This window comes from Pseudomonas sp. BN606 (assembly GCF_029873115.1).
Classification (GTDB): Bacteria; Pseudomonadota; Gammaproteobacteria; order Pseudomonadales; family Pseudomonadaceae; genus Metapseudomonas.
This window is the reverse complement of sequence record NZ_SSOF01000023.1, coordinates 1-25,873: the sequence shown is the minus strand read 5'-3', so window position 1 is coordinate 25,873 and position 25,873 is coordinate 1. Positions and strand designations below refer to the sequence as shown.

General features: G+C 61.0%; 26 protein-coding genes and 1 pseudogene. 23 read left to right on the top strand and 4 right to left on the bottom strand.

Going from position 1 to position 25,873, the window contains the following annotated elements; genetic code table 11:
• Window positions 1-100 precede the first annotated feature (100 nt).
• Complete coding sequence (locus tag E8E75_RS00630) at window positions 101-1,303, top strand: ISL3 family transposase (RefSeq protein WP_280357710.1); 1,203 nt, start codon at window positions 101-103, stop codon at window positions 1,301-1,303.
• Window positions 1,304-1,353: 50 nt separating this feature from the next.
• Here the strand turns inward: E8E75_RS00630 and rne are convergent, their stop codons facing one another.
• Window positions 1,354-4,449: a ribonuclease E gene (gene rne / locus E8E75_RS00625; protein ID WP_218569232.1), complete on the bottom strand. Its 3,096-nt coding sequence runs from the start codon at window positions 4,447-4,449 to the stop codon at window positions 1,354-1,356.
• Window positions 4,450-5,007: 558 nt separating this feature from the next.
• Between rne and rluC the strand changes: the two genes are divergently transcribed.
• The 3 genes from rluC to sppA are packed head-to-tail and all read left to right on the top strand — an operon-like array spanning window position 5,008 to window position 7,619.
• The gene (rluC, locus tag E8E75_RS00620) at window positions 5,008-5,961 is read left to right on the top strand and encodes a 23S rRNA pseudouridine(955/2504/2580) synthase RluC (RefSeq protein ID WP_120650099.1); all 954 of its coding nucleotides are present in this window, start codon (window positions 5,008-5,010) and stop codon (window positions 5,959-5,961) included.
• Complete coding sequence (locus E8E75_RS00615) at window positions 5,954-6,646, top strand: HAD-IA family hydrolase (RefSeq protein ID WP_120650100.1); 693 nt, start codon at window positions 5,954-5,956, stop codon at window positions 6,644-6,646. The genes rluC and E8E75_RS00615 overlap by 8 nt, the downstream gene beginning before the upstream one ends.
• Window positions 6,639-7,619, top strand: a complete 981-nt coding sequence (gene sppA / locus E8E75_RS00610) for a signal peptide peptidase SppA (protein WP_153917527.1) — start codon at window positions 6,639-6,641, stop codon at window positions 7,617-7,619. The genes E8E75_RS00615 and sppA overlap by 8 nt, the downstream gene beginning before the upstream one ends.
• Window positions 7,620-7,682: 63 nt before the next feature.
• Here the strand turns inward: sppA and E8E75_RS00605 are convergent, their stop codons facing one another.
• A complete protein-coding gene (locus tag E8E75_RS00605; protein ID WP_120650102.1) occupies window positions 7,683-8,261 on the bottom strand; it encodes a nucleoside triphosphate pyrophosphatase in 579 nt (192 codons plus the stop codon).
• Between the two features lie 108 nt (window positions 8,262-8,369).
• Here E8E75_RS00605 and E8E75_RS00600 point away from each other — a divergent pair, with 108 nt between their 5' ends.
• From E8E75_RS00600 to E8E75_RS00540, 13 genes are all read left to right on the top strand, one after another.
• On the top strand, window positions 8,370-8,897 hold the full coding sequence (locus E8E75_RS00600) for a YceD family protein (RefSeq protein WP_120650103.1): 528 nt from the start codon (window positions 8,370-8,372) through the stop codon (window positions 8,895-8,897).
• A 13-nt stretch (window positions 8,898-8,910) separates the two neighbouring features.
• Window positions 8,911-9,093, top strand: a complete 183-nt coding sequence (rpmF, locus tag E8E75_RS00595; RefSeq protein ID WP_044870244.1) for a 50S ribosomal protein L32 — start codon at window positions 8,911-8,913, stop codon at window positions 9,091-9,093.
• A gap of 3 nt (window positions 9,094-9,096) precedes the next feature.
• On the top strand, window positions 9,097-10,107 hold the full coding sequence (plsX, locus tag E8E75_RS00590; protein WP_120650104.1) for a phosphate acyltransferase PlsX: 1,011 nt from the start codon (window positions 9,097-9,099) through the stop codon (window positions 10,105-10,107).
• Between the two features lie 103 nt (window positions 10,108-10,210).
• The gene (fabD, locus tag E8E75_RS00585) at window positions 10,211-11,149 is read left to right on the top strand and encodes an ACP S-malonyltransferase (protein ID WP_120650105.1); all 939 of its coding nucleotides are present in this window, start codon (window positions 10,211-10,213) and stop codon (window positions 11,147-11,149) included.
• A gap of 15 nt (window positions 11,150-11,164) precedes the next feature.
• On the top strand, window positions 11,165-11,908 hold the full coding sequence (fabG, locus tag E8E75_RS00580) for a 3-oxoacyl-ACP reductase FabG (RefSeq protein ID WP_120650106.1): 744 nt from the start codon (window positions 11,165-11,167) through the stop codon (window positions 11,906-11,908).
• A gap of 191 nt (window positions 11,909-12,099) precedes the next feature.
• The gene (gene acpP, locus E8E75_RS00575) at window positions 12,100-12,336 is read left to right on the top strand and encodes an acyl carrier protein (RefSeq protein WP_016493661.1); all 237 of its coding nucleotides are present in this window, start codon (window positions 12,100-12,102) and stop codon (window positions 12,334-12,336) included.
• Window positions 12,337-12,505: 169 nt separating this feature from the next.
• A complete protein-coding gene (fabF, locus tag E8E75_RS00570) occupies window positions 12,506-13,750 on the top strand; it encodes a beta-ketoacyl-ACP synthase II (protein WP_120650107.1) in 1,245 nt (414 codons plus the stop codon).
• Entirely contained in the window at window positions 13,750-14,565 is an 816-nt protein-coding gene (gene pabC / locus E8E75_RS00565) for an aminodeoxychorismate lyase (RefSeq protein ID WP_120650109.1), read from the top strand. Before fabF ends, pabC begins: the two co-directional genes overlap by 1 nt.
• Before the next feature lie 3 nt (window positions 14,566-14,568).
• Entirely contained in the window at window positions 14,569-15,606 is a 1,038-nt protein-coding gene (mltG, locus tag E8E75_RS00560; protein ID WP_174235566.1) for an endolytic transglycosylase MltG, read from the top strand.
• A 13-nt stretch (window positions 15,607-15,619) separates the two neighbouring features.
• Entirely contained in the window at window positions 15,620-16,252 is a 633-nt protein-coding gene (gene tmk / locus E8E75_RS00555; protein WP_280357703.1) for a dTMP kinase, read from the top strand.
• The gene (locus E8E75_RS00550; protein WP_120650113.1) at window positions 16,245-17,231 is read left to right on the top strand and encodes a DNA polymerase III subunit delta'; all 987 of its coding nucleotides are present in this window, start codon (window positions 16,245-16,247) and stop codon (window positions 17,229-17,231) included. Before tmk ends, E8E75_RS00550 begins: the two co-directional genes overlap by 8 nt.
• 35 nt (window positions 17,232-17,266) lie before the next feature.
• Window positions 17,267-17,623 (top strand): PilZ domain-containing protein, encoded by a 357-nt coding sequence (locus E8E75_RS00545; protein ID WP_028627861.1) that lies wholly within the window; start codon window positions 17,267-17,269, stop codon window positions 17,621-17,623.
• A gap of 66 nt (window positions 17,624-17,689) precedes the next feature.
• Window positions 17,690-18,472 carry a TatD family hydrolase gene (locus E8E75_RS00540; protein ID WP_153917522.1) on the top strand — a complete coding sequence of 261 codons (783 nt, stop codon included), beginning with the start codon at window positions 17,690-17,692 and terminating at the stop codon, window positions 18,470-18,472.
• Window positions 18,473-18,719: 247 nt separating this feature from the next.
• On the opposite strand, the gene E8E75_RS00535 is transcribed toward E8E75_RS00540, so the two are convergent.
• On the bottom strand, window positions 18,720-19,853 hold the full coding sequence (locus E8E75_RS00535; protein WP_153917520.1) for an aminotransferase class V-fold PLP-dependent enzyme: 1,134 nt from the start codon (window positions 19,851-19,853) through the stop codon (window positions 18,720-18,722).
• 74 nt (window positions 19,854-19,927) lie between these two features.
• Between E8E75_RS00535 and E8E75_RS00530 the strand changes: the two genes are divergently transcribed.
• The 4 genes from E8E75_RS00530 to E8E75_RS00515 all read left to right on the top strand — a co-directional run bounded on the left by E8E75_RS00530 (window position 19,928) and on the right by E8E75_RS00515 (window position 22,873).
• Window positions 19,928-20,566, top strand: coding sequence for a TetR/AcrR family transcriptional regulator (locus E8E75_RS00530; protein WP_004422328.1), 639 nt, complete (start codon window positions 19,928-19,930; stop codon window positions 20,564-20,566).
• Between the two features lie 89 nt (window positions 20,567-20,655).
• Entirely contained in the window at window positions 20,656-21,624 is a 969-nt protein-coding gene (locus tag E8E75_RS00525) for a radical SAM protein (RefSeq protein WP_120650118.1), read from the top strand.
• A 66-nt stretch (window positions 21,625-21,690) separates the two neighbouring features.
• Window positions 21,691-22,293 (top strand): DUF4823 domain-containing protein, encoded by a 603-nt coding sequence (locus E8E75_RS00520; protein ID WP_120650120.1) that lies wholly within the window; start codon window positions 21,691-21,693, stop codon window positions 22,291-22,293.
• A 10-nt stretch (window positions 22,294-22,303) separates the two neighbouring features.
• Window positions 22,304-22,873 carry a DUF1285 domain-containing protein gene (locus E8E75_RS00515; protein WP_153917518.1) on the top strand — a complete coding sequence of 190 codons (570 nt, stop codon included), beginning with the start codon at window positions 22,304-22,306 and terminating at the stop codon, window positions 22,871-22,873.
• Between the two features lie 51 nt (window positions 22,874-22,924).
• On the opposite strand, the gene E8E75_RS00510 is transcribed toward E8E75_RS00515, so the two are convergent.
• The gene (locus tag E8E75_RS00510; protein WP_120650123.1) at window positions 22,925-24,580 is read right to left on the bottom strand and encodes an electron transfer flavoprotein-ubiquinone oxidoreductase; all 1,656 of its coding nucleotides are present in this window, start codon (window positions 24,578-24,580) and stop codon (window positions 22,925-22,927) included.
• A gap of 318 nt (window positions 24,581-24,898) precedes the next feature.
• Here E8E75_RS00510 and E8E75_RS00505 point away from each other — a divergent pair, with 318 nt between their 5' ends.
• Window positions 24,899-25,648: an electron transfer flavoprotein subunit beta/FixA family protein gene (locus E8E75_RS00505; RefSeq protein WP_120650125.1), complete on the top strand. Its 750-nt coding sequence runs from the start codon at window positions 24,899-24,901 to the stop codon at window positions 25,646-25,648.
• A 1-nt stretch (window position 25,649) separates the two neighbouring features.
• Window positions 25,650-25,873, top strand: a pseudogene (locus E8E75_RS00500) (electron transfer flavoprotein subunit alpha/FixB family protein); the annotation flags it as partial.

Below are 25,873 nucleotides of genomic sequence, written 5' to 3'. Positions count from 1 at the left end.
AGGTTCTTCGCGGAGTCTGGGGGAAGAGCGCGTTGACAGTCAGGGAAGTGGGTAAATTGGCAGTCGCCAAACGAACCAACCCCCATTCCCTGCTGCCGCCGTGCATCCTATTGATCTTGCCCAGTTCTGGCCAGGCTACGAAGTCGTCGCCTGTCGCCCCTCTGCCGACAACACCCTGCTGATCGAACTCAAGCCTCAAGCCGACGCCATCCCCGAATGTGGGGGCTGTGGCCAAGCTTGTCCGCTGATCCATGAGCGCCGACTGCGTCGGGTGCGCGATCGGGATTTGTTGGATCAGCGCGTTCTGCTCCAGGTGCCAGTGCGCCGCGTCGATTGTCTGCGATGTGGGCGGGTGACCGAGCGGATCGCCTGGCTGGCGCCGGCGTCACGCCTGACGCGGCGCTTGCAGGCCTGGCTCGAGGCTTTGCTGCAACTGCTGCCGATCAGCCACGTCAGCCGCCTCACCGGCCTGCATTGGCACACGCTCAAGCAGCTCGACAAACGTCGCCTGGATGCCGCCGTCGGCACCTTCGAGCCGGGTGATGTGCGTCACCTGGTGATGGACGAGTTCGCCCTGCACAAAGGCCATCGCTACGCCACGGTGATCATGGATGCCGAGCGCACGCGGGTGCTGTGGGTCGGTCATGGCAACAGCCGCGAGGCGATCCGCCCATTCTTTGAGTTACTGGGCGAGCACTGCCAACGGATCGAAGCGGTGGCGATGGACATGAACACCGCCTTCGACCTGGAGGTGCAGCGGCATTGCCCGCAGGCCGAAGTGGTGTACGACCTGTTTCATGTGGTGGCGCGCTACGGCCGCGAGGTGATCGACCGGATCCGCGTCGACCAGGCCAACCGCCTGCGCGAGGACAAGCCGGCGCGCAAGGTGGTCAAGCAGAGCCGCTGGCTGTTGCTGCGCAATCGCGAAAACCTGAAGGACGGGCAGGCCGTGCAGTTGCAGGAGTTGCTCGACGCCAACCAGCCGCTGGCCACGGTCTACCTGCTCAAGGATGCGTTAAAGGAAGTCTGGTACGCCCCCACTGTGCGGGAGGGCTGGCGGCGCTGGCGAAGTTGGCTACGGCATGCTCGGGACAGCGGTCTGGCGCCGCTCCAACGCTTTGCCCGGAATCTGCGCAAATACGCCCGGGGCATCCTGGCCAGCGCCCGCTTCCCCCTGCACACCAGCGTCCTCGAAGGCGTGAACAACCGCATCAAGGTGATCAAGCGGATGGCCTATGGCTTCCGGGACTCCAACTACTTCTTCCAGAAAATCAAGGCCGCCTTCCCCGGGAAAGCGCGATGAACCAAAAAAAAGGGATGCCAATGGCATCCCTTTTTTTATTCAGGAAAGCTTCAGACGACCGGTTTGGTCTCGTCCTTGGCTTCTTCCTTCTCTTCTTCGGTCTTGGTCTCGGCTTGCGCCGGAACTTCGGCCTCAGTCACTACCGCGACCTGCTCAGGTTGTTCGACCGGGGCCTCAACGGCTTGCTCGACGGTGTCTTCAACCTTCTGCTCGGCAGCGACCACTTCTTCTTCTACGCCAGCGACAGCGTGAACAACAGCGGAAACCGGTTCGGCAGCAGCAGTAGCTTCGACAACCTTGGCGGCAGCCTCTTCGGCTTCCTTGGCCAGGCGCTCGGCTTCGCGCTGACGACGGCGCACTTCGCGCGGATCGTTGGGCGCACGGCCAGTGCTGGCCGGAGCCGGGGCAGGTGCTTCAGTCTGCGCTGCAACTGCCGGAGCTTCTTCGATTACGGCTGGCGCTTCGACCACGGCTTCAGCAGGAGCTGCTTCGAACGTGGTCGCTTCGACGATGGCCGGAGCTTCTTCTACCACCGGGGCCTGCTCGACAACCGGAGCAGCTTCTTCGACCTGGGCGACCACGGCTTCTGTAGCTTCGGCTTCAACGGCCGGTGTTTCTACCTGTACCGGTGCATCGGTAGCGGCTTCGGCGGCCACTTCAGCGGAAACCAATTCAGCGGCAACTACACCGGTCGCGACGACGGCAGCAGCCTGGACGACTTCACCGTCATCCTGACCTTCCACCAGCTCTTCGCCGTTGGCTTCACGCTGACGCTCGCGGCGGTTGCTGCGGCGGCGCTGGCCACGGGAGCGGCGACGAGGACGCTCGTCATCGGAGCCTTCCTGATCGTCGTCCTGCAGCAGCTCCTCGTTGTTCAGCAGTTCCTCGTCGACCGCTTCGGTCTGGGCCAGTTCAGCGCGCGGCTGGCGCTCTTCGCGAGGTTGGCGTTCTTCACGCGGTTGGCGCTCTTCACGGGCGGGACGCTCGGCGCGTTCGCCACGCTCGCGGCGACCTTCCTGGCCTTCACGCGGTTCACGCGGCTCACGGGCTTCGCGCGGCTGACGCTCCTCGCGGGGCTCACGAGGCTGGCGCTCTTCGCGAGGCTGGCGCTCTTCACGCGGTTGACGCTCTTCGCGGGGCTCACGAGCCTGACGCTCTTCGCGAGGCTGACGCTCCTCGCGCGGTTGGCGTTCTTCACGCGGCTGGCGCTCTTCGCGGGCAGGGCGCTCGCGACGGGTTTCCTGGCCTTCACGAGCTTCGCGGGGCTGGCGTTCTTCGCGTGGCTTGCGGTCTTCCTCGCGGCGGCTTTCACGACCCTCACGACCTTCGCGGCCCTCACGGCCATCGCGGCGACGGTTCTGCTGACGGCCGTTGCGACGCTCTTCACTGCGCGGCTGGCGTTCGGTGGTCGGCTTCTCGGCTTCGACCTTGGGCTCTTCCTTGCCAGCGAACAGGCCTACCAGGGACTTCACCAGACCCTTGAACAGGCTGGGCTCCGGAGTGGGTGCCGGCTGGGCTTGCGGAGCGGCTGCAATCGGTGCCGGTACGGGGCGCTCGGGGGAAACGGTCTTCACCGCTGCTTCCTGGCGAACCAGGGTGCGGGTGGAGCTGACCGGTTGGGCTTCTTCCACCTCAGCCGGGGTCATTTCGTAGCTGGACTGGTTGTTCAGCACTTCCGGACTGTCGTCGCGCAGGCGCTGGACTTCGAAGTGCGGGGTTTCCAGGTGGTCGTTCGGCAGGATGACGATGCGTGAACGGCTGCGCAGCTCGATCTTGGTGATGCTGTTGCGCTTCTCGTTGAGCAGGAAGGCGGCAACCGGAATCGGCACTTGGGCGCGGACCTCGGCAGTACGGTCCTTGAGAGCCTCTTCCTCGATCAGACGCAGGATGGCCAACGACAGGGATTCGACGTCACGGATGATGCCTTGGCCGTCGCAACGGGGGCAGACGATGCCGCTGGTCTCGCCCAGGGACGGACGCAGACGTTGACGGGACATTTCCAGCAGGCCGAAGCGCGAGATGCGACCGATCTGCACGCGTGCGCGGTCGGCTTCCAGGGCCTCGCGGACCTTCTCTTCCACGGCGCGCTGGTTCTTGGCCGGCGTCATGTCGATGAAGTCGATGACGATCAGGCCGCCGATGTCACGCAGGCGCAACTGACGGGCGATTTCCTCGGCCGCTTCCAGGTTGGTCTGCAGGGCGGTTTCTTCGATGTCGCCACCCTTGGTGGCACGGGCCGAGTTGATGTCGATGGACACCAGGGCCTCGGTCGGATCGATGACGATGGAGCCGCCAGACGGCAGCTTCACTTCGCGCTGGAAGGCGGTTTCGATCTGGCTTTCGATCTGGAAACGATTGAACAGCGGAACGCTGTCCTGATAGAGCTTGATCTTGCTCTGGTACTGCGGCATCACCTGGCGGATGAAGCTGAGGGCTTCCTCGTGGGCTTCGACGCTGTCGACCAGCACTTCGCCGATGTCCTGGCGCAGGTAGTCGCGGATAGCGCGGATGATGACGTTGCTTTCCTGATAGATCAGGAAGGGGGCGCCACGCTCGCCAGAAGCTTCCTTGATGGCGCTCCAGAGTTGCAGCAGATAATCCAGGTCCCACTGCAGCTCTTCGCTGGAGCGGCCCAGACCCGCGGTGCGAACGATCAGGCCCATGTCGGCTGGAGCGTTGAGGCCGTTCAGCGCTTCACGCAGTTCATTGCGCTCTTCGCCTTCGATGCGGCGGGAGATGCCACCGGCGCGGGGGTTGTTCGGCATCAGCACCAGGTAACGCCCAGCAAGGCTGATGAAGGTGGTCAGGGCTGCGCCCTTGTTGCCGCGCTCTTCTTTCTCGACCTGGACGATGACTTCCTGGCCTTCGCTGAGCACTTCCTTGATGTTGATGCGGCCTTCGGGGGACTTCTTGAAGTACTCGCGGGAAATTTCTTTCAGGGGCAGGAAGCCGTGGCGCTCGGCGCCGAAGTCGACGAAAGCGGCTTCAAGGCTGGGCTCGATACGAGTGATTCGGCCTTTGTAGATGTTGGCCTTCTTCTGCTCGCGGGCACCCGATTCAATGTCCAGGTCGTACAGGCGTTGGCCGTCGACCAGAGCAACACGCAACTCTTCGGGCTGAGTCGCGTTAATCAGCATTCTTTTCATGTGGTACCAATGGGTTTCCGGGCTACCGGAAACGGCGATTGGCGCACACGACTCTCGCGGTCGGTGTCAGGTGCGTGTCAGGAGCGGCGGGCCACTCCAGTGTCCAGCGAACTCCAGTCAATGGGACCGGAATCGCGACTACGTCTCCTGCTTGCTGTGTCGTGACAGAAGCACTTGTTCAGGAGGAGGAATCAACGGTCGGAAGCGGACGAAATGAAGCGTCTTGAAACTACGCAGTCCGACGGTTATGCATCTCCACCCTACACTTATCCCTTGAAAATCGGGTGCCGCTCGCTGAATCCGTAGCGGGTTGCATTTACCGTGATCTCCCATAGGAAAGGGGTGATCACGCGTCATGGCTCAAGGCTTGATTTCTGAAAATTCGCAGTCATTGCAGCGAATTTTCTGTCGGACGGCCTTACGTCCTGAAAAGGTTGCAACGGTTAGGGTGGCAGTTTTGGCGAACACCCTGAAACCAGGCCGCTTTTGGCGGCGTTCGCGACTATAGCAGTAATCATTAAGTGCTTCAAATCCATAAAAAATTGTTATGATGCGCAAATGAACACTCCTGCCTCTCCAACCTCCGGCGTCCAGCTGCTTGAGGTTGCGCCGGAATATGCCGGCCAACGCATTGACAATTTCCTGCGCACTCAGTTGAAGGGTGCGCCCAAGACGTTGATTTATCGCATCCTTCGCAAGGGCGAAGTCCGCGTGAACAAGGGACGGATCAAGCCGGAGTACAAGCTCCAGGCGGGCGACATCGTCCGCGTTCCGCCTTTGCGTCTGTCCGAGCCGGATGAGCCGGCCCCAGTGGCCCAAAGTCTGCTGGAACGGCTGGAGAGTGCGATCGTCTACGAAGACAAGGCGCTGATCGTGCTGAACAAGCCGGCTGGCATTGCAGTGCATGGAGGAAGTGGTCTCAGCTTCGGCGTGATCGAAGCCTTCCGTCAGTTGCGCCCAGAAACCAAGGATCTGGAGCTGGTGCATCGCCTTGATCGCGATACCTCCGGACTTCTGATGATCGCCAAGAAGCGCAGCATGCTCCGCCACCTTCACGAGGCATTGCGTGGCGACGGTGTCGATAAGCGTTACCTGGCGCTGGTACGCGGAAGCTGGCCAACCTCGAAGAAGAAGGTCAGTGCGCCGTTGCTGAAGAATAATCTGCGTTCCGGCGAGCGCATGGTCGAGGTGAATCCGGAAGGCAAGGACGCGCTTACCGAGTTTCGCGTCGTGCGCCGTTTCGGGGAGTTCGCCACTCTGGTGGAAGCCAGTCCGATTACCGGGCGTACTCACCAGATTCGAGTGCACGCCAAGCACGCTGGCCATTCCATCGCCGGTGATCCGAAGTACGGCGATGAGGATTTCACGCGTGAAATTCGCGAACTGGGCGGCAAGCGCCTGTTCCTGCACGCGCACTCCCTGGCTATAAGCCTCCCTGATGGGGGCGAGCTTAAGCTGGAGGCTCCGGTCGATGAGATGTGGCAGAAAACCCTGGAGCGTCTAGGTGTCTGATTACCAGTTGCTGATCTTCGACTGGGACGGCACGTTGGTTGATTCCATCGCCCGCATTGTCGAATCCATGCGCGTGGCGGCAGACGTTTCCGGGCTGTCGTGGCGAGATGATGTCGCTATCAAGGGCATCATCGGTCTCGGTTTGCCGGAAGCGATCGCTACGCTCTATCCGGAGCTTGATGATCCACGGTGCATAGATGCATTCCGGCAGCGTTATAGCGAACACTACAGCGTGCTGGAGTGCCAGCCTTCACCTCTGTTCGATGGGGTGGCGGAGGCGCTGGAGGTGTTCCGTGAGCAGGGCTATCGTCTGGCGGTGGCTACCGGTAAGAGTCGTCGTGGCTTGGAGCATGTGCTGGCCGGGCGTGGCTGGTTGGATTACTTCGATATCACCCGCTGCGCTGACGAAACTGCGAGCAAGCCTGATCCGCGCATGTTGCATGAAATCCTTGCGCATTGTGGGGTGGCTGCTGGGCAGGCGGTGATGGTGGGGGATTCTCCCTTCGATCTGCGTATGGCTCATCGGGCCGGGATGGATTCCGTGGCGGTGGGTTACGGTGCCCAGCCGCTTGTTGAGTTGCTCAAGGAATCGCCCACGCTGGCGATCGAGCGTTTTGAAGAGCTGCGTCACTGGCTGGAAGGTGACCTGAGCCGGCAATTCCGAGAGGTGGAGCTTTATGTCTGACGAATGGAAAGAACCCGCTGCCGACAAGGCTGAACAGAAGAGCTGGCAGTTGCTGGAGAAGGCTGTACTGGCGGGTATCCAGGAGCAGCGTCGTGCCCGGCGTTGGGGCATTTTCTTCAAGTCGCTGACCTTTGTTTATCTGTTTATTGCCCTTGCGCTGTTCTCGCCGGCATTCGATCTGCAGAAGAGCGCTGCGCGCGGCCAGGAGCACACGGCGCTGGTAGAGGTCCGTGGAATGATCGCTGATGAAGAGGTGGCGAGCGCTGACAATATCGTGACCGCGCTGCGTGCGGCTTTCGAAGACCCGAAGACCAAGGGGGTCGTGCTGCGGATCAACAGTCCGGGTGGCAGTCCGGTGCAATCCGGTTACGTCTATGACGAGATTCGTCGGCTGCGTGCGGAACACAAGGGCATCAGGGTGTATGCCGTGATCACCGACCTTGGTGCGTCCGGTGCCTACTACATCGCCAGTGCGGCGGACGAAATCTATGCCGACAAGGCTAGCCTGGTTGGCTCCATCGGCGTCACTGCGGCGAGCTTTGGCTTCGTCGACGCCATGGGCAAGCTGGGTGTTGAGCGTCGCGTCTATACGTCCGGCGAGCACAAGGCGTTCCTGGATCCGTTCCAGCCACAGAAACCTGAGGAAACCCAGTTTTGGCAGAGCGTGCTGGATACCACTCACCAGCAGTTCATCGAAAGCGTGAAGAAGGGGCGTGGTGATCGGCTGAAGGTCGATGGCAATCCCGAACTCTTCAGTGGATTGGTTTGGTCGGGCGAGCAGGCGCTGGCGCTTGGGCTGGTGGATAAGCTCGGCAATACCAGTTTCGTGGCGCGCGAGGTGATTGGGGCGAAGGAGGTTGTTGACTACACCGTGCAGGAGTCGCCTTTCGATCGCTTCTCGAAAAAGTTCGGTGCTAGTGTCGCCGAGCGACTGGCACTTTGGATGGGGTTCCAGGGGCCGAGCTTGCGTTGAAGCTTATAGCGCCCCAAAGGAAAGTCCGGCCAGAAGCCGGGCTTTCTTCCTTCTATATGGGAGTCAGGGAATCTGTACGCCTTCGGCGAGCAGCATGTCCACGAGTCGAATCAGAGGCAGTCCGACGAGGCTGGTGGCGTCCGGGCCTTCAGTCGCACGGAACAGGCTGACGCCAAGTCCTTCTGCCTTGAAGCTGCCGGCGCAGTCATAGGGTTGTTCGGCTTCCAGGTAGCGGCCGATGCGTGCGGCGTCCAGCTCGCGGAAATGCACGGTGAAGGGCACGCAGTCCACGTGGAAGTGGCCGGTAGCGCTGTTCATCAGGGCCAGGCCGGTCAGGAAGCTGACGCTGGTGCCGCTGGCTGCCAGCAGTTGGTCGCGAGCGCGTTCAAAATTGTGAGGCTTGCCGAGTATCTGGTCGCCTAGCACTGCGACCTGGTCGGAGCCGATGATCAGATGGTTGGGGTTCTGGCTGGCAAGAGCCTTGGTCTTTTCAAGTGCCAGTCGGCGTACGAGCTGTTCGGCGGATTCGTCGGTCTTGCGGCTTTCGTCGATGGCGGGTGCGCCCCAGGTAAAAGGCAGGCGCAGGCGTTCGAGTAGTTCGCGTCTATAAGGTGAGCTGGATGCAAGCACCAGGGGCAGCATGGCGATCTCCGGTCGTAGAGGCGGGAAATTCTATAGAGTCCCGTCGCACGTGGACAATGCGGAATTTCTTTTGACAGGGCAGGGGCTCGTCCCTAGAATGTCGCGCCTATGTTGAATGGGCCGATTCCACCTCATGTAGATCCGCGAAAGCTTGCGGACCGCGAAGTCACTCTTGAGGGTGACATTGCGCTCGCCAGTCTGGAGCGACTCTGCGATCCCCTAGCGGACAACGCGGGCAGCATCCATGCGAGCCTCGCGTTCGCTCGTGAAGAGCGTCGCGCTGTCGTTATCCATAGCCGGATTGACGTCGAGGTCAAGATGGTTTGCCAGCGTTGTCTAGAGCTGGTCACCCTGAACATCCATAGCGAGTGTGATTACGCCGTGGTGAGGGAGGGGGCGGACAGTCAGTCGCTGCCGAAGGGCTATGACGTGCTGGAAGTGGGTGAGGATCCATTGGATCTGATGACTCTGGTCGAGGATGAGCTGTTGCTCGCCCTGCCCATAGTTCCGGCCCATGACCCTGAAGATTGCCAGCAGCCGGCGGGCGCCAACGAGCCCGAGCCGAGCAAGGACGAGGTTCCGCGGTCCAACCCGTTCAGCGTACTGGCGCAGTTAAAGCGTGACCCAAACGTTTAGGAGTTAATTGATTATGGCTGTTCAGCAGAACAAAAAATCCCGCTCGGCACGCGACATGCGTCGTTCCCACGACGCCCTCGAAGCCAACGCCCTGTCCGTAGAGAAGAGCACTGGTGAAGTTCACCTGCGCCACCACGTTTCCCCGGACGGTTTCTACCGTGGTCGCAAAGTGATCGACAAGGGCGCTGCCGAGTAATCCTTGGCCGCCTCGATCATCGCGATTGATGCAATGGGCGGGGACTACGGTCCCCGCTGCATTGTTCCAGCCAGCGTCGCCTGTCTGGCTGAATTCCCCTCGCTTCACTTGGTTCTCGTCGGCCAAGCCCCCCTTCTACAAGAGCTCGTTGCCCGCATTCCTGCGGCCGATCGCCTGCGCCTGCAAATCGAGCATGCCAGTGAAGTGATCGCCATGGATGAGCGCCCTGCACAAGCCTTGCGCGGCAAGCCTGACTCTTCGATGCGTGTGGCCCTCGATCTTGTGCGCAATGGTCGGGCTCAGGCCTGCGTCAGTGCAGGCAATACCGGTGCTCTGATGGCGTTGTCGCGCTACGTGCTGAAGACTTTGCCTGGAATCGATCGGCCGGCCATGGTTAGCGCCATTCCTACGGCGCGGGGCCACTGCCATCTGCTCGACCTGGGTGCCAATGTCGACTGCAGCGCCGAGCATCTCTATCAATTCGCCGTGATGGGTGCGGTTGCAGCTGAGGCCCTCGGTACTCCTCGTCCGCGTGTCGCGCTACTGAATGTCGGCACCGAGGACATCAAGGGCAACCAGCAAGTGAAGCTGGCGGCGAACCTGCTGCAGCAAGCCGAAGGCCTCAACTACATCGGATACATCGAGGGCGATGGTCTCTATCGTGGTGAAGCTGACGTGGTGGTTTGTGACGGCTTCGTCGGCAACATTCTGCTCAAGTCCAGCGAGGGTTTGGCCTCGATGATTTCCACTCGGATGGAAGCATTGTTCAGCGAGAGCCTCGGTTCGCGCATGGTGGGCGCGCTGGCCCTGCCATTGCTGCGTCGCCTTCGTACCGATTTGACCCCTGCGCGCCATAATGGAGCAAGCTTCCTGGGGCTGCAGGGTATCGTTATCAAGAGTCACGGTTCGGCTGGCTCGGAAGGCTTTCAGAGCGCCATTCGTCGCGCGATGATCGAGGTCCGTGAGAATCTGCCGCAGCGCCTCCACGGCCGACTGGAACATCTGTTGCTGTAGGATGTGACCGCTACCGGCAGCCTGTCATCCAAATGTCAGTTTCGTGCGCTTGGCTATGCCAGGCGTCAATCTCCCTATACCGCCAGATAAGGGACCTCAATCAATGTCCGCATCCCTCGCTTTCGTATTTCCCGGTCAGGGCTCCCAGTCTCTGGGCATGCTGGCCGAGCAGGGGGGCCAGCAGAAGCTGGTCCTGGATACCTTCGCCGAAGCCTCCGAGGCGCTCGGTTATGACCTCTGGGCGTTGACCCAGCAAGGTCCGGAAGAGCAGCTCAACCAGACCGACAAGACTCAGCCGGCCATTCTCACTGCGTCCATCGCCCTATGGCGTCTGTGGCTGTCTGAGGGTGGTGCGCGCCCAGCGTACGTCGCCGGCCACAGCCTCGGTGAATACTCCGCGCTCGTGGCTGCCGGCAGCCTGGGCTTCGCCGATGCGGTGAAACTTGTGGAGCGTCGTGGTCAGCTGATGCAGCAGGCCGTTCCGGCAGGGCAGGGCGGCATGGCCGCCATCCTGGGTCTGGAAGATGCCGACGTGCTGGCCGCATGTGTGGAAGCTGCCCAGGGCGAAGTGGTCAGTGCAGTGAACTTCAATGCGCCCGGCCAGGTGGTGATCGCCGGTGCCGCTGCCGCTGTCGAGCGCGCCATCGAGGCCTGCAAGGCTCGTGGAGCCAAGCGCGCCATGGCTCTGCCGGTTAGCGTGCCTTCTCATTGCGCACTGATGAAGCCGGCTGCCGAGCGCTTTGCCGAGTCCGTCGACGCGCTGGCCTGGCAGGCTCCGCAAATTCCGCTGGTGCAGAACGTCAGTGCCGCCGTGGTGGCTGATCTCGGCGAACTCAAGCGTGACCTGTTGGCCCAGCTCTACAGCCCGGTTCGTTGGGTCGAGTCGATGGTCAGCCTGTCCGAGCGCGGCGTTACCGATCTGATCGAATGCGGTCCGGGCAAAGTGCTGTCAGGCCTGAACAAGCGCTGTGTGAAGGGTGTCAACACCCACAATCTGGATACCCCTGATGCTTTCGCAGCCGCCCGTGCTGCGCTGGCCTGAACAAGGAGAAGACCTATGAGTCTGCAAGGTAAGGTGGCATTGGTCACCGGTGCGAGCCGCGGCATTGGCCAGGCTATCGCCCTCGAACTGGGCCGTCAGGGCGCCGTGGTGATCGGCACTGCGACTTCCTCTTCCGGTGCCGAGCGTATCGCCGAATTCCTCAAGGACAACGGAATCGAAGGTGCCGGTCTGGTTCTGGACGTCAGCAATGATGAGTCGGTCGCCAGTACCCTGGAGCACATCCAGCAGCACCTGGGGCAGCCGCTGATCCTGGTGAACAACGCCGGCATCACCCGTGACAACCTGATGCTGCGTATGAAAGACGACGAGTGGTTCGACGTCATCAACACCAACCTCAACAGCCTGTATCGCCTGTCCAAGGCCGTCCTGCGTGGCATGACCAAGGCTCGCTGGGGGCGCATCATCAACATTGGCTCGGTGGTAGGCGCCATGGGCAATGCCGGCCAGACCAACTACGCAGCCGCCAAGGCTGGCCTGGAAGGTTTCAGTCGCGCCCTGGCGCGTGAAGTCGGTTCCCGTGCGATCACCGTCAATGCGGTAGCTCCTGGTTTCATCGACACGGACATGACCCGTGAGTTGCCGGAAGCCCAGCGCGATGCGCTGCTGACCCAGATCCCGTTGGGTCGCCTGGGCCAGGCCGAAGAGATCGCCAAGGTGGTGGGATTCCTCGCTTCCGACGGCGCTGCCTATGTCACCGGTGCTACCGTTCCGGTCAATGGCGGTATGTACATGAGCTGAATGTGACGAATCCCTTCAGGAAGATGTCATATGGGCTGTCTAGAATTCGCTATATAAGTGCAGTCGGGTTATAGACATTTCGTTGCGGCGATCCTGAAGGGGTTCAGGCGTTCTGCTTGAAATGCGGAAAACCCTTTCTATACACTGCAGCCCCAGCTGCACGGATTTTTCCATAGGAGTGAAAACAAGGTATGAGCACCATCGAAGAACGCGTCAAGAAAATCGTCGCCGAGCAACTGGGCGTCAAAGAAGACGAAGTCACCAACAGCGCTTCCTTCGTTGAAGACCTGGGCGCCGATTCCCTTGACACCGTTGAGCTGGTGATGGCTCTGGAAGAGGAATTCGAGACCGAGATCCCGGACGAGCAAGCCGAGAAGATCACCACCGTTCAGGAAGCCATCGACTACATCAACGCCCACGCGCAGTAATGTAGTCGTCGGTTCCCCGACGCGGAAAAGCCGCACGACCCGATTGGGCGTGCGGCTTTTCTTTAAGCCGATTGTTGAAAATCTGCGGTTTGCGCGTTACTTGCCGGGCTTTTCAACAGTCTGTTTATCCGAATCAACCGCCGTGTAGAGATTGAAGAAGGAGATCGCTGTGTCGCGTAGACGCGTCGTGGTCACTGGCCTTGGCATGCTGTCGCCGCTGGGTACCGATGTATCGAGCACCTGGCAGGGAATTCTGGCTGGCCGCAGTGGCATTGGCCTTATCGAACATATGGATCTGTCCGCCTATTCCACTCGCTTCGGTGGTTCGGTCAAGGGGTTCAATGTCGAGGAGTACCTGTCGGCCAAAGAGGCGCGCAAGCTCGACCTGTTCATCCAGTACGGTCTTGCCGCGAGCTTCCAGGCCGTGCGTGACTCCGGTCTCGAAGTTACCGATGCCAATCGTGAGCGTATTGGCGTGGCCATGGGCTCCGGGATTGGCGGCCTGACGAACATCGAGAACAACTGCAAATCCCTGCATGAGCAAGGACCGCGCCGTATCTCGCCGTTCTTCGTGCCGGGTTCGATCATCAACATGGTGTCCGGTTTCCTGTCGATCCACCTGGGTATCCAGGGGCCGAACTACGCCATTGCCACCGCCTGTACGACTGGCACCCACTGCATCGGCATGGCCGCACGTAACATCGCCTATGGCGAGGCGGACGTGATGGTTGCAGGTGGTTCTGAAATGGCTGCCTGTGGCCTGGGTCTGGGTGGTTTCGGCGCAGCTCGCGCGCTGTCGACTCGCAACGACGACCCGACCCGTGCCAGCCGTCCCTGGGACAAAGGGCGCGACGGTTTCGTGCTTTCCGACGGCGCCGGTGCGCTAGTGCTTGAAGAGTTGGAGCATGCGAAGGCCCGTGGCGCGACTATCTACGCCGAGCTGATCGGCTTCGGGATGAGTGGCGACGCTTATCACATGACTTCGCCGCCGGAAGATGGCGCCGGTGCTGCACGTTGCATGAGCAACGCCCTGCGCGATGCTGGCTTGAATGCCGATCAGGTGCAGTACGTGAACGCCCACGGTACCTCGACTCCGGCCGGTGACGTGGCCGAAGCCATGGCGCTCAAGTCGGTGTTCGGTGAGCATGCCTACAAGCTGGCAGTCAGTTCCACCAAGTCCATGACTGGCCATTTGCTGGGTGCGGCCGGTGCCGTGGAAGCGATCTTCAGTATCCTCGCTTTGCGCGATCAGGTGGCGCCGCCGACTATCAACCTGGACGAGCCGGACGAAGGTTGCGACCTCGACTTCGTGCCACACGAAGCGCGGTCCATGCCCATCGATGTCGTTCTCTCCAACTCCTTCGGCTTTGGTGGCACCAACGGTTCCCTGGTGTTCCGCCGGTTCGCGGGCTGATGCCGAATTGGGTTGACGGCCACCCAGCCGAATCGCTGTCCATCAAGGATCGCGGTCTGGCCTACGGCGATGGGCTTTTCGAGACCATCGCCGTGCGTGGCGGTCGCCCTCCGCTTCTCGAGTACCACATGGCGCGGCTCGCTGACGGCTGCCGACGCCTGCGTATTCCTCTTGACCTGCAGTTGATGCGCACGGAGTTGATGACCTTCTCGGCCGGGTTGGGCGAAGGCGTCGCCAAACTGATAGTCACTCGTGGCGAGGGTTTGCGTGGCTATGCTCCGCCGCCTGTAGCCTTGCCCCGGCGGATTCTGCAGAGTGCTGCCTTTCCGGCTTACCCTGCGGGCAATGCGGAGCAGGGGGTCCGGCTCTTTCCCTGCGCCACTCGTCTTGCCGAGCAGCCTCTGCTGGCTGGCCTCAAGCACCTCAACCGGCTGGAGCAGGTCTTGGCCCGTGCCGAGTGGCAGGATGCTCAGCACGCCGAAGGCTTGATGCGCGACCTGTCTGGTCGTGTGATCGAAGGTGTGTTCAGTAACCTTTTCATGGTGCGTAAAGGCGCGCTCGTCACCGCTGATCTCTCTCGTTGTGGGGTCGCGGGTGTCATGCGAGCTGCACTACTGGACAGCGCCAAGGCCGAAGGCCTCCAGGCCGAAGTGCGGGATGTTGACTACGACGAGTTTCTCCAAGCGGATGAGGTTTTCCTCTGCAACAGCCTTTTCGGTATCTGGCCGGTGCGTTCTGTAACAGCGCATCACTGGCCGGTCGGGCCGCTGACCCGTAAACTTCAGGCCATCGCCCGCGATCTACTGGATATCTGATACGTGATACGCAAATTCCTGCTGATGCTGGAAGCAGGCCTGCTCCTTGCTGGTCTGCTGGTAGCCTTTGCCGGCTGGCAGCAGCGCGTCACCCTCGAGCAACCCCTGAACATCTCCGCCGAGCGGATGCTGGAAGTACCAACTGGAGCCACGCCCGGTGGCCTGCTCAACCGGCTGGAAGCGGAAGGGGTTCTTAACAATGCGTTCTGGCTACGCCAATACTGGCGCTTCAATCTAGCCAACGAGTCCCTGCACAGTGGCGAGTATCGACTGACGCCGGGAATGCGCGCCGCCGACCTGCTGGCACTGTGGCAACAAGGTGATGTGGTGCAGTACAGCCTGACGCTGGTGGAAGGCTGGAACTTCCGTCAGGTCCGTGCGGCCTTGGCCAAACAGGCCAAGCTGGAGCAAACGCTGGTCGATGTCAGTGACGCTGAAGTTATGGCTCGACTCGGGCGCCCCGGCGAGTACCCGGAAGGCCGCTTTTTCCCTGATACCTATCGTTACGTGCGCGGCACGCGCGACATCGACCTGCTGAAACAGGCGCGGGATCGTCTCGACCAGGTGCTCGCCGAGGAGTGGAGCAAGCGGGCGGACCGATTGCCCTATAACGACCCCTACCAGGCGCTGATCATGGCGTCCCTGGTGGAGAAGGAAACCGGCGTTCCCACTGAGCGCGGGCAGATTGCCGGCGTGTTCGTGCGCCGCCTGAACAGCGGCATGCTGCTGCAGACCGACCCGACTGTCATCTATGGCCTGGGCGAGCGCTACAACGGCAACCTGACCCGCGACCACCTGCGCGAGGCGACGCCTTACAACACCTATGTCATCAGCGGTCTGCCGCCAACCCCCATTGCTCTCGCCGGGCGTGAAGCCATTCATGCCGCGCTGCATCCCGCGGCAGGAAAGAGCCTCTATTTCGTCGCCCGAGGCGATGGTAGCCATGTATTCTCCGAGACCCTGGGCGAGCACAACCAGGCCGTGCGTGACTTCCAAATGAAGCGCCGCAGCGACTACCGCTCCAGCCCGACCCCGCAATGAATAAGGACACCCAGTGAGCGGTCTGTTCATCACATTGGAAGGCCCGGAAGGCGCCGGAAAAAGCACCAATCGCGAGTATCTTGCAGAGCGCCTGCGCAGCCATGGCGTTGAGGTCGTACTGACTCGTGAGCCAGGTGGTACGCCGCTTGCTGAGCGTATCCGCGAACTCTTGCTGACCCCCAGCGAAGAAGCCATGGGCGTCGACACCGAACTGCTGCTGGTGTTCGCGGCTCGTGCCCAGCATCTGGAAGGTGTGATCAAGCCGGCTCTGGCGCGTGGTGCGGTGGTGCTCTGCGACCGTTTCACCGATGCTACCTATGCCTATCAGGGCGGTGGTCGTGGCCTGTCCAGTGAGCGTATCGCCTTGCTGGAAAACTTCGTCCAGGGTGACCTGCGTCCGGACCTGACTCTGGTTTTCGACCTGCCGGTGGAAATCGGCTTGAGCAGGGCTGCCGCCCGTGGCCGCCTGGATCGTTTCGAGCAAGAACAGCGCAGCTTCTTCGAAGCCGTTCGGCAAACCTACCTGCAGCGCGCTAAGGCCGCTGCGGAGCGGTACAAGGTAGTCGACGCGTCGCTGACGCTGGCGGAAGTCCAGGCCAACCTCGATAAGTTGCTTCCCGATTTGCTGGTGCGCTGCAATGGCTGACGCCTATCCCTGGCAAACAGCGATCTGGCAGCAGTTGGCAGGCCGTCCGCGTCATGCCCACGCCTATCTGCTGCATGGACCATCCGGTATTGGCAAGCGCGCCCTAGCCGAGCGCCTGATGGCGCGCCTCCTGTGCCAGAGCCCTGCCGGGCTCGACGCATGCGGCCAATGCAAGGCTTGCATGCTGCTGGCGGCCAGTACACATCCTGACGCGTTCGTACTCGAACCGGAGGAAGCGGACAAGGCGATCCGCGTTGACCAGGTTCGCGAGCTGGTGGGATTCGTTGTCCAGACCGCGCAGCTAGGTGGGCGCAAGGTGGTGCTGGTGGAGCCGGCCGAGTCGATGAACCTCAACGCCTCCAATGCACTGCTCAAAAGCCTGGAGGAACCCTCCGGCGATACCGTTCTACTGTTGATCAGCCACCAGCCCAGCCGATTGCTGCCGACCATCAAGAGCCGATGCGTACAGCAGGCCTGCCCATTGCCCAGTGAGGCGCAGAGCCTGGCTTGGCTGGATTCGGCATTGCCTGATGCGCCACCGGAGGAATTGAGGGAGCTGCTGGTGCTTGCCGGTGGCTCTCCGCTTTCGGCGCTACGTCTGGAAGGGCAAGGTGTACGTTCCCAGCGTGCCGAAGTTGTGGATGGGGTGAAGAAGCTGCTCAAGCACCAGGTGGGTGCCAGCCAATTGGCAGAAGGCTGGAACGCTGTGCCTTTACCGCTGTTGTTCGACTGGTTTTGCGATTGGGCGCAACTGATGCTGCGCTACCAGCTCACTCGTGACGAAGCGGGGCTTGGGCTCAACGATATGCGCAAGGTGGTTCAGTACCTGGCGGACAAGGCCCCACAACAGAAGGTCTTGGCGATGCAGGACTGGCTGCTGCAACAACGTCAGAAAGTCCTCAACAAGGCCAACCTCAACCGTGTCTTGCTTCTCGAAGCTCTTCTGGTCCAGTGGGCAAGCCTACCCGGGCCGGGCTAGAATCGGTGGCTGAACCAGCTTGTCAGGAAAACCGTATGAGCCTGCCGCCGAACCTGGGCCCGCGTAACGGGATTCTGTCCTTGACCATCAAGGACAAGTCCGTGCTGTATGCCGCCTACATGCCATTCATCAAGAACGGTGGCCTGTTCATTCCGACCAACAAGACCTACAAGCTCGGCGATGAAGTATTCATGCTGCTCAACCTGATGGATGAGCAGGAGAAGATTCCAGTCGCTGGCAAAGTGGTCTGGATCACTCCCAAGGGCGCCCAGGGCAACCGCGCAGCGGGCATTGGCGTCCAGTTCAATGATGGCGACAGTGGCGCGCGCAACAAGATCGAGACCTATCTCGCTGGCGCCCTCAAGTCCGACCGTCCCACCCATACGATGTAACCGGCCGCCGGGCCCGGGCTGAAAGCGACAGGCTTGAAGCTTGGCGCCTGCGCCTGGAGCCTGACCATGCTGATCGACTCCCATTGCCATCTGGACCGCCTCGATCTGGGCGCTCACGGTGGATCCCTTGACGCCGCTCTCGACGCCGCCCGTGCCCGTGGTGTCTCTCAGTTCCTCTGCATCGGGGTGAGTGCCGACAACGCCGCCGCCGTGAAGTCCGTGGCCGAGCGCTACGATGACGTGCATTGCTCGGTTGGTGTTCACCCTCTTGATTTGCAGCCCGGCGACTCCCCGGCGCTGGAGTGGTTGCTGGGCGAGCTGGAGCACCCGCGGGTCGTGGCTATCGGCGAGACAGGCCTGGATTATCACTACGAACCCGACGCCGCCGAGCTTCAGCAGCAAGCTTTCCGTCTGCATCTGGAGGCCGCGAAAGTCACCGGCAAACCAGTGATTGTGCACACTCGCGAAGCTCGCGCCGATACCCTTGCGCTATTGCGTGAGGCAGCGCTGCCGCAGGCTGGCGTGTTGCATTGCTTTACCGAAGATTGGGACATGGCGCGTGCCGCACTGGATCTCGGCTTCTACATTTCTCTGTCCGGTATCGTCACCTTCCGCAATGCCAGCGCGTTGCGAGAAGTTGCGCTTCAGGTCCCGGCGGATCGCTTGCTGGTGGAAACTGATTCGCCTTATCTCGCGCCCGTGCCATACCGTGGCAAGCCCAATCTGCCGGAATACGTGCGTGAGGTGGCGGAGTTTCTGGCTGACTTGCGCGGGGTTCCATTCGAAACATTCGCAGAGCAGACCAGCGAAAACTATCTGCGTCTGTTCCCTCTCGCACGGCGTGGTTGAAAGGCTTCTGGAAGACGGTCGGAAAAAGTCGCGCACAAAAAAAACCCGGGTTCTGGGGGATGAATCCGGGTCAAGACCATTAGGAGTAAAACAAAGGAACGCGATCCACGGTTCCTCGACTGGCTGGGCACTTGGGGGGAGATGCCGCACGCCAGTAAGAGAAGTATCGGTCAATATCCCCATGCGTCCAGACAGCACGGTGGCGTTTCTTAAACCTATTTGGAATACACCGGGACCGGCTGAGTCCTCATGCGTCTGCCATCTGGCGTAAGAGCGCAAGCGTCTCGTCTATTACACGAGGTTCGGTGTAAAAGTGCGGCGAGAAACGGATTCCACCTCCACGCTGGGCGCAGACCACCTGCTCGGCGCGGAGCCGTTCGAACAGCCTCTGGTTGTCCCAGCCGTCCAGGCGGAAACTGAGGATGCCTGCGCGGCGCATTGGGTTCAGTGGGCTCAACAGCTGCGTGCCGGGGATATTCGCCAATCCGTCCTGCAACCATTGCACGCGCTCGGCAATCGCCACAGCAACCTGCTCCATGCCTAACTCTTCCAGCAACGACAGACTCGCTTCCAGCGCCATCGCGCCGAGCATGTTGGGACTACCACACTCGAAACGTCGCGCGGTGCGGGACGGCTCCCAGTCGACGCGCTCGTAGTCACCGGGATGCTCAAGCATGTGCCAGCCGTACTCATGGAGCTTCAGTTGTTCACGTAGATCGCTACGGCAATAGAAAACCCCGAGTCCTTCAGGTCCGAGCATCCACTTGTGACCGTCGGCCATGGCGAAGGCGCAATCAATGGCCTGGACGTCGAAGGGCAGGGCACCCAACTGCTGGATGGCGTCGACGCAGAAAAGTACGCCATGCCGGCGGCATTCATGGCCGAGTCGGTGCAGATTCAGGCGGAGTCCGCTGGCGTATTGCACGGCGCTTATCGAGAGCAGCCTGGTGCGCGGGCCGCATGCGGCGAGCAGCGCGCCTTCTGGATCGGCTCCTTCCAGCGACACCTGGACGGTTTCCACGCCGTAGCGTTTCAGGGCTTCCCAGACGACGCGGTTGGAAGGGAACTCCTGATCACTGATGACGACCTGATCACCCGCTGCCCAGTCCAGACCAAAGGCAACGAAAGACAGCGCTTCCGATGTATTCTTGACCAGTGCAAGATCAGCCGTGGTCGGTGAGTTCAATAGTCTGACCAGGCGTTCTCGGAGGCGACGCTCCACGGTGAGCCAGTCCGGATAATCCCTTGCACCGAGTCGCCAGTTCTCTTCGGCAAAGCTCTGGACCGCACGAGTCGCGCGTTTGGGCCAGGGCGCAACCGCAGCATGGTTGAGATAGCGGAGCCCATCGGCGTGGGCAAACTCATCTTGCAATAAGCTCATAGTCGGATGATCCGTGCATTTTTACGCCAGATAGGCATAATACGCGGCTTGATTTTTGACCCCACAGTCCCTTTATGCAGAAAGAACCCCGTAAAGTCCGTGAGTTCCGCCGCCGCGAGCAGGAAATTCTCGACACCGCCCTCAAGCTCTTCCTGGAAGAGGGCGAAGACAGCGTTACCGTCGAGATGATCGCTGACGCAGTGGGTATCGGCAAAGGCACCATCTACAAGCACTTCAAGTCCAAGGCAGAAATCTATCTGCGCTTGATGCTCGACTACGAGCGAGACCTGAATGCGTTGTTCCATTCGGCAGACGTGGATCGCGACAAGGAAGCGCTGTCGCGCGCCTACTTCGAGTTCCGCATGCGCGACCCTCAGCGCTATCGCTTGTTCGACCGCCTTGAAGAAAAGGTGGTGAAGAACAGCCAGGTGCCGGAGATGGTCGAGCAGTTGCACAAGATCCGCGCGTCCAACTTCGAGCGCCTGACTCTTCTGATCAAGGGCCGCATCGCCGAAGGTAAACTGGAAGACGTACCGCCGTACTTCCACTATTGCGCCGCTTGGGCCTTGGTGCATGGCGCCGTCGCGCTCTACCACTCGCCGTTCTGGAGCAATGTCCTGGAGGATCAGGAAGGCTTTTTCCAGTTCCTGATGGACATCGGCGTACGCATGGGCAACAAGCGCAAGCGCGAAAGCGAGTCGCCCGCCGGCTGACGCATTCAGAGCGCCTATAACGCGGTCCCGGATATGTGCCGGGCCAACCGCAGGGATATACTCCGGTGTACCAAATGCCGGAGCGTCCCATGATCGTCGACCGCCAAGGCAGGCGTTTCCGCAATCTGCGAATCAGCCTGACCGCCGCCTGTAATTACGCCTGTACCTATTGCGTGCCGGACGGCAAGAGGCTGGTAGCCGCTCAGGATGAGCTATCGGCCGAGGCTATGGTGCGCGGCGTGGCTTATCTCATCGAGGCGGCTGGCATCGAGCGTCTGCGTATCACAGGCGGCGAGCCGCTTGTCAGTCCCAAGCTCGATCCTTTCCTCCGCGCAGTCAGCAAACTCGGTCTTGAAGACATAAGCCTGACCAGCAACGGCCAACTGTTGTCCCGCAAGCTACCCCTGCTGCTCGATTGCGGGATACGCCGTCTGAACATCTCCCTCGATACCCTCGACGCTGGCGCGTTTCGTGAAATCGCCCGTGGCGGCGACCTGACCACAGTTCTCCGTGGGCTCGACGAGGCGAAGGCGGCGGGTCTGAAGATCAAGATCAACATGGTCCCCCTGCGTGGCAAGAACCTTGATCAGGTATTGCCGCTGCTGGACTATTGCCTGGAGCGGGGCTTCGAGCTTCGATTCATCGAGCTGATGCGCATGGGCCACCTGGCCCGCGACCCCAACGGTTTCCATCAGCAGTTCGTCGGCCTGGAAGAGCTGCTGGCATTGATCCGAACTTCCCACGAGTTCGTTCAGGCCAGCGCGCCGTTGGATGCCACTGCCCTGCGTTATCGGGTGCCGGGCGAGGGCCATTTCGGTGTGATCGCCAACGAGAGCGTACCCTTCTGCCGGACTTGCTCGCGTCTGCGTCTGTCCTCTACTGGTTGGCTGCACGGCTGCCTGTCGTCGAGCAATCGTCATTACGTCGGCGATCTGCTGGAGAAGCCTCGTCACGAAGCGCTGCCTGCTTTGCAGCGGTTGCTGGTCAAGGCGCTGGCCGACAAGCAGGACCTTGCGTTCTCTGGTGGCGTCACGGTGATGAAGATCATTGGCGGTTGATGGCGCGGAAGCTGCATTGGTTCTCCATCTGTCGGTTTTACGTCGCCGGCACCTGGAGGACACACGATGCGTAGCATGATTCTGTTGCTGGCGATTCTCGGCCTGGCGGGCTGCATGAAGGTCAGTGACATGGCGGAAGGCACCCGCGAACAGTTGAGTGATGCCGGATTTCTGGACCACAGCGAAACCCGTCGCGCCAGTCCCTGGCGCCTGCAGGCGGACTCCTTCATCTACATCGCCCAGGGCTACTTCGTCCCTCCCGGTTCCGCCTATCCGCGACCCAATGTGGTCGCTGAAGAGGCCTTCAACGGTTTCGTCGAGTATTTCCCCATGGTGCGTCGTGCCAAAGGCCCTGCCGGTCTGGAAGAGGCTATGGGCCAGGCGCGTGCCGTAGGGGCGCATTATTTGCTGTACGCGCGATTCGCCAGAGCCGACGATCGCATCGGTACCGTCGAAGAGTGGGAAGACGAGGAAGCGCTGGATCGGCTCGGCCGCGACCGAGGCGTGATCCAACTGATGCTGATCGAGACCAATACACGCTATCTGGTGGATACTGCCCGAATCCGCAATCGTGGCGGTTTTCTGACGTTTTACGACGAGAAACCCGAAGACCTGATCGGGGCACCGCTGGAGGAGTATGCTCGCAGCCTGATCGGTCTCAGTCGTTGAGGAGTTTGAAATGAACGATCCCGGCAAAGCCGGTGACTTGCTGGCGCAGATACCCCTGGGCGACAAACCGGGCGGTGCGCCCGTTCATCTGTGGAACCCGCCGTTTTGCGGTGATATCGACATGCGCATCGCTCGCGATGGCACCTGGTACTACCTGGGCACGCCCATCGGACGCAAGCCTATGGTAAAGCTGTTCTCCAGCGTGATCCGCAGGGATGGCGAGGGCTACTTCCTGGTCACTCCGGTAGAGAAGGTTGGCATTAAGGTCGATGACGCACCTTTTGTTGCGGTCGAGTTGAGGGTAGAGGGGGCGGGGCAAGAGCAAAAGCTGCGCTTCGTCACCAACGTTGACGACGAGGTAGTAGCCGGTGCTGTCCATCCGCTACGCGTCGAGCTCGACCCGCAAACCCAAGAACCGTCTCCCTATGTCCTTGTACGGACAAACCTGGAAGCGCTGATCCATCGCAACGTCTTCTACGAGTTGGTGGATCTGGCTGAGCCGCGCGAGATCGATGGCATCACTTGGCTGGGCGTCTGGAGTGGTGGGGAATTCTTCTCCATCGGGCCATTGCCGGATTAGGCGGAAGACGGAAATGAAAAAGGCTCCCTAAGGAGCCTTTTTCGTGCCTGCTTACATGTTGGGGTAGTTCGGGCCGCCGGTACCTTCCGGTGCAACCCAGGTGATGTTCTGGGCCGGGTCCTTGATATCGCAGGTTTTGCAGTGGACGCAGTTCTGGGCGTTGATCTGGAAGCGCTTGGCGCCGTCGTCCTGAGTCACGACTTCGTACACGCCGGCCGGGCAGTAGCGCTGCGCCGGTTCGTCGTACAGCGGAAGGTTCTTGGCGATCGGGATGCTCGCGTCGGCCAGCTTAAGGTGGCAGGGTTGTTCCTCTTCGTGGTTGGTGTTGGAGAGGAATACCGAGCTGAGCTTGTCGAAGCTGATTTTGCCGTCCGGCTTCGGATACTCGATGCGCTTGGACTCTGCGGCCGGCTTCAGGCAGGCGTAGTCGGGCTTGTTGTCGCGCAGGGTGACTGGGATCTTGCCGCCGAACCAGTTCTGGTCGATGTAGTTGAAGGCACCGCCCGCCAGTGCGCCGAACTTGTGGATCGCAGCACCGAAGTTACGGCTGCGGAACAGCTCGTCATACAGCCAGCTGGACTTGAAGCTATCGACGTAGCCGGTGAGCTCGTCACCACCTTCCTTGCCGGCGGCCAGTGCAGCAGCAACGGCCTCGGCGGCCAACATGCCCGATTTCATAGCGGTATGGCTGCCCTTGATCTTGGCGAAGTTCAGGGTGCCGAGGTCGCAGCCGATCAGGGCGCCGCCCGGGAAGACCATCTTCGGCAGCGAGTTCAAGCCACCTTTGCAAATGGCACGGGCGCCATAGGCAACGCGCTTGCCGCCTTCCAGGTACTGCTTGATGACCGGGTGATGCTTGTAGCGCTGGAACTCGTCGAACGGCGAGAGGAAGGGGTTGCTGTAGGACAGGTCGATGATCAGACCCACTACGACCTGGTTGTTTTCCAGGTGATAGAGGAAGGAACCGCCCGGGTTCTCGTCATTCAGCGGCCAGCCAGCGGTGTGAACTACCAGGCCGGGCTGGTGCTTGGCCGGGTCGATGTCCCAGATTTCCTTGATGCCGATACCGTAGTGCTGGGCGTCGGCTTCGGAGTCCAGGTTGTACTTCTTGATCAATTGCTTGCCGATGTGGCCACGGCAGCCTTCGGCGAACAAGGTGTACTTCGCGCGCAGTTCCATGCCAGGGGTGTAGTAACCCTCTTTCGGATGCCCTTCGCGGTCCACGCCGAGATCGCCGGTGATGATGCCGCGAACGACACCGTTCTCGTCGATCAACGCTTCCTGGGCGGCAAAGCCCGGGTAGATCTCCACGCCCAGGCCTTCAGCCTGTTGGGCCAGCCAACGGCAGAGATTGCCCAGGGAAATGATATAGTTGCCCTCGTTGTGCATGGTCTTGGGCACGAAGAGGCCGGGAACCTTGATCGCGGACTCGGCATCCTTGAGCATATAGATGTCGTCCCGGGCTACCGGGGTGTTCAGCGGAGCGCCCAGGTCTTTCCAGTCAGGGAAGAGTTCGTTCAGGGCTCGCGGTTCGAATACGGCGCCAGAGAGGATGTGGGCGCCGACTTCGGAACCCTTCTCGACCACGCATACGCTGATCTCTTGACCAGCTTCCGCGGCCTTCTGCTTCAGTCGGCACGCGGCGGACAGGCCAGCGGGGCCGGCGCCGACGATGACGACGTCGAATTCCATGTATTCGCGTTCCACAGTCAATCTCCTCAAGGCTCTTCGATATTTTGTGTTGGAGGGCTAGGCTCGATCCCTGACCTGAGCCGGCGCATTATATCCAGCACCTAAGGCTGGTCCAATACAAACGTTTGTTTGAATTTTGTGAAGCCCTGATAGGATAAGGCTCTGCGCCTTATGACGGGGCATTTTGCTGTATTGACCCGAATAGGCGATCCGGTCAAGATACGGGCGGTTTTGCGCTCGCTGTCTGGGCTGACGTCGGTTCCGGCCGACCTGCATCACTGGCCAGGCTCGTCTTGGCGACATTCTTATTAACCGGAGAGTAACGAGGAATCCATGAAGGTTCTTGTAGCTGTCAAACGAGTGGTCGACTACAACGTCAAGGTCCGCGTCAAGGCGGACAACTCCGGCGTCGACCTCGCCAACGTGAAGATGTCGATGAACCCCTTCTGCGAAATTGCCGTAGAAGAAGCCGTCCGTCTGAAAGAAAAAGGCGTAGCGAGTGAAATCGTCGTCGTCACCATCGGCCCGAACACCGCTCAAGAGCAGCTGCGTACTGCCCTGGCCCTGGGCGCTGACCGCGCCATCCTGGTCGAGTCCGCCGACGAGCTGAACTCCCTGGCAGTCGCCAAGCTGCTGAAGGCCGTGGTCGAGAAAGAGCAGCCGCAGCTGGTCATCCTCGGCAAGCAGGCCATCGACAGCGACAACAACCAGACCGGCCAGATGCTCGGCGCCCTGACTGGCTACGCCCAGGGCACCTTCGCTTCCAAGGTCGAGCTGGCGGGCGACAAGGTCAACGTCACCCGTGAAATCGACGGCGGTCTGCAGACCGTTGCGCTGAACCTGCCGGCGATCGTCACCACCGACCTGCGCCTGAACGAGCCGCGCTACGCGTCGCTGCCGAACATCATGAAAGCCAAGAAGAAGCCGCTGGACGTGGTTACCCCGGATGCCCTGGGTGTTTCCACTGCCTCCACCGTGAAGACCCTGAAGGTTGAAGCCCCGGCCGCCCGCCAGGCGGGTATCAAGGTCAAGTCTGTGGCTGAACTGGTCGAGAAACTGAAGAACGAAGCGAAGGTGATCTGAGATGGCAATCCTGGTAATCGCTGAACACAACAACAGCGCGCTGGCCGCCGCCACCCTCAACACCGTGACCGCCGCTCAGAAGATCGGTGGTGATATCCACGTTCTGGTCGCAGGCCAGGGTGTCGGTGCTGCTGCAGAAGCTGCCGCCAAGGTTGCTGGCGTATCCAAGGTGCTGGTCGCCGACAACGCCGCCTACGCTCACCAGCTGCCGGAGAACGTCGCTCC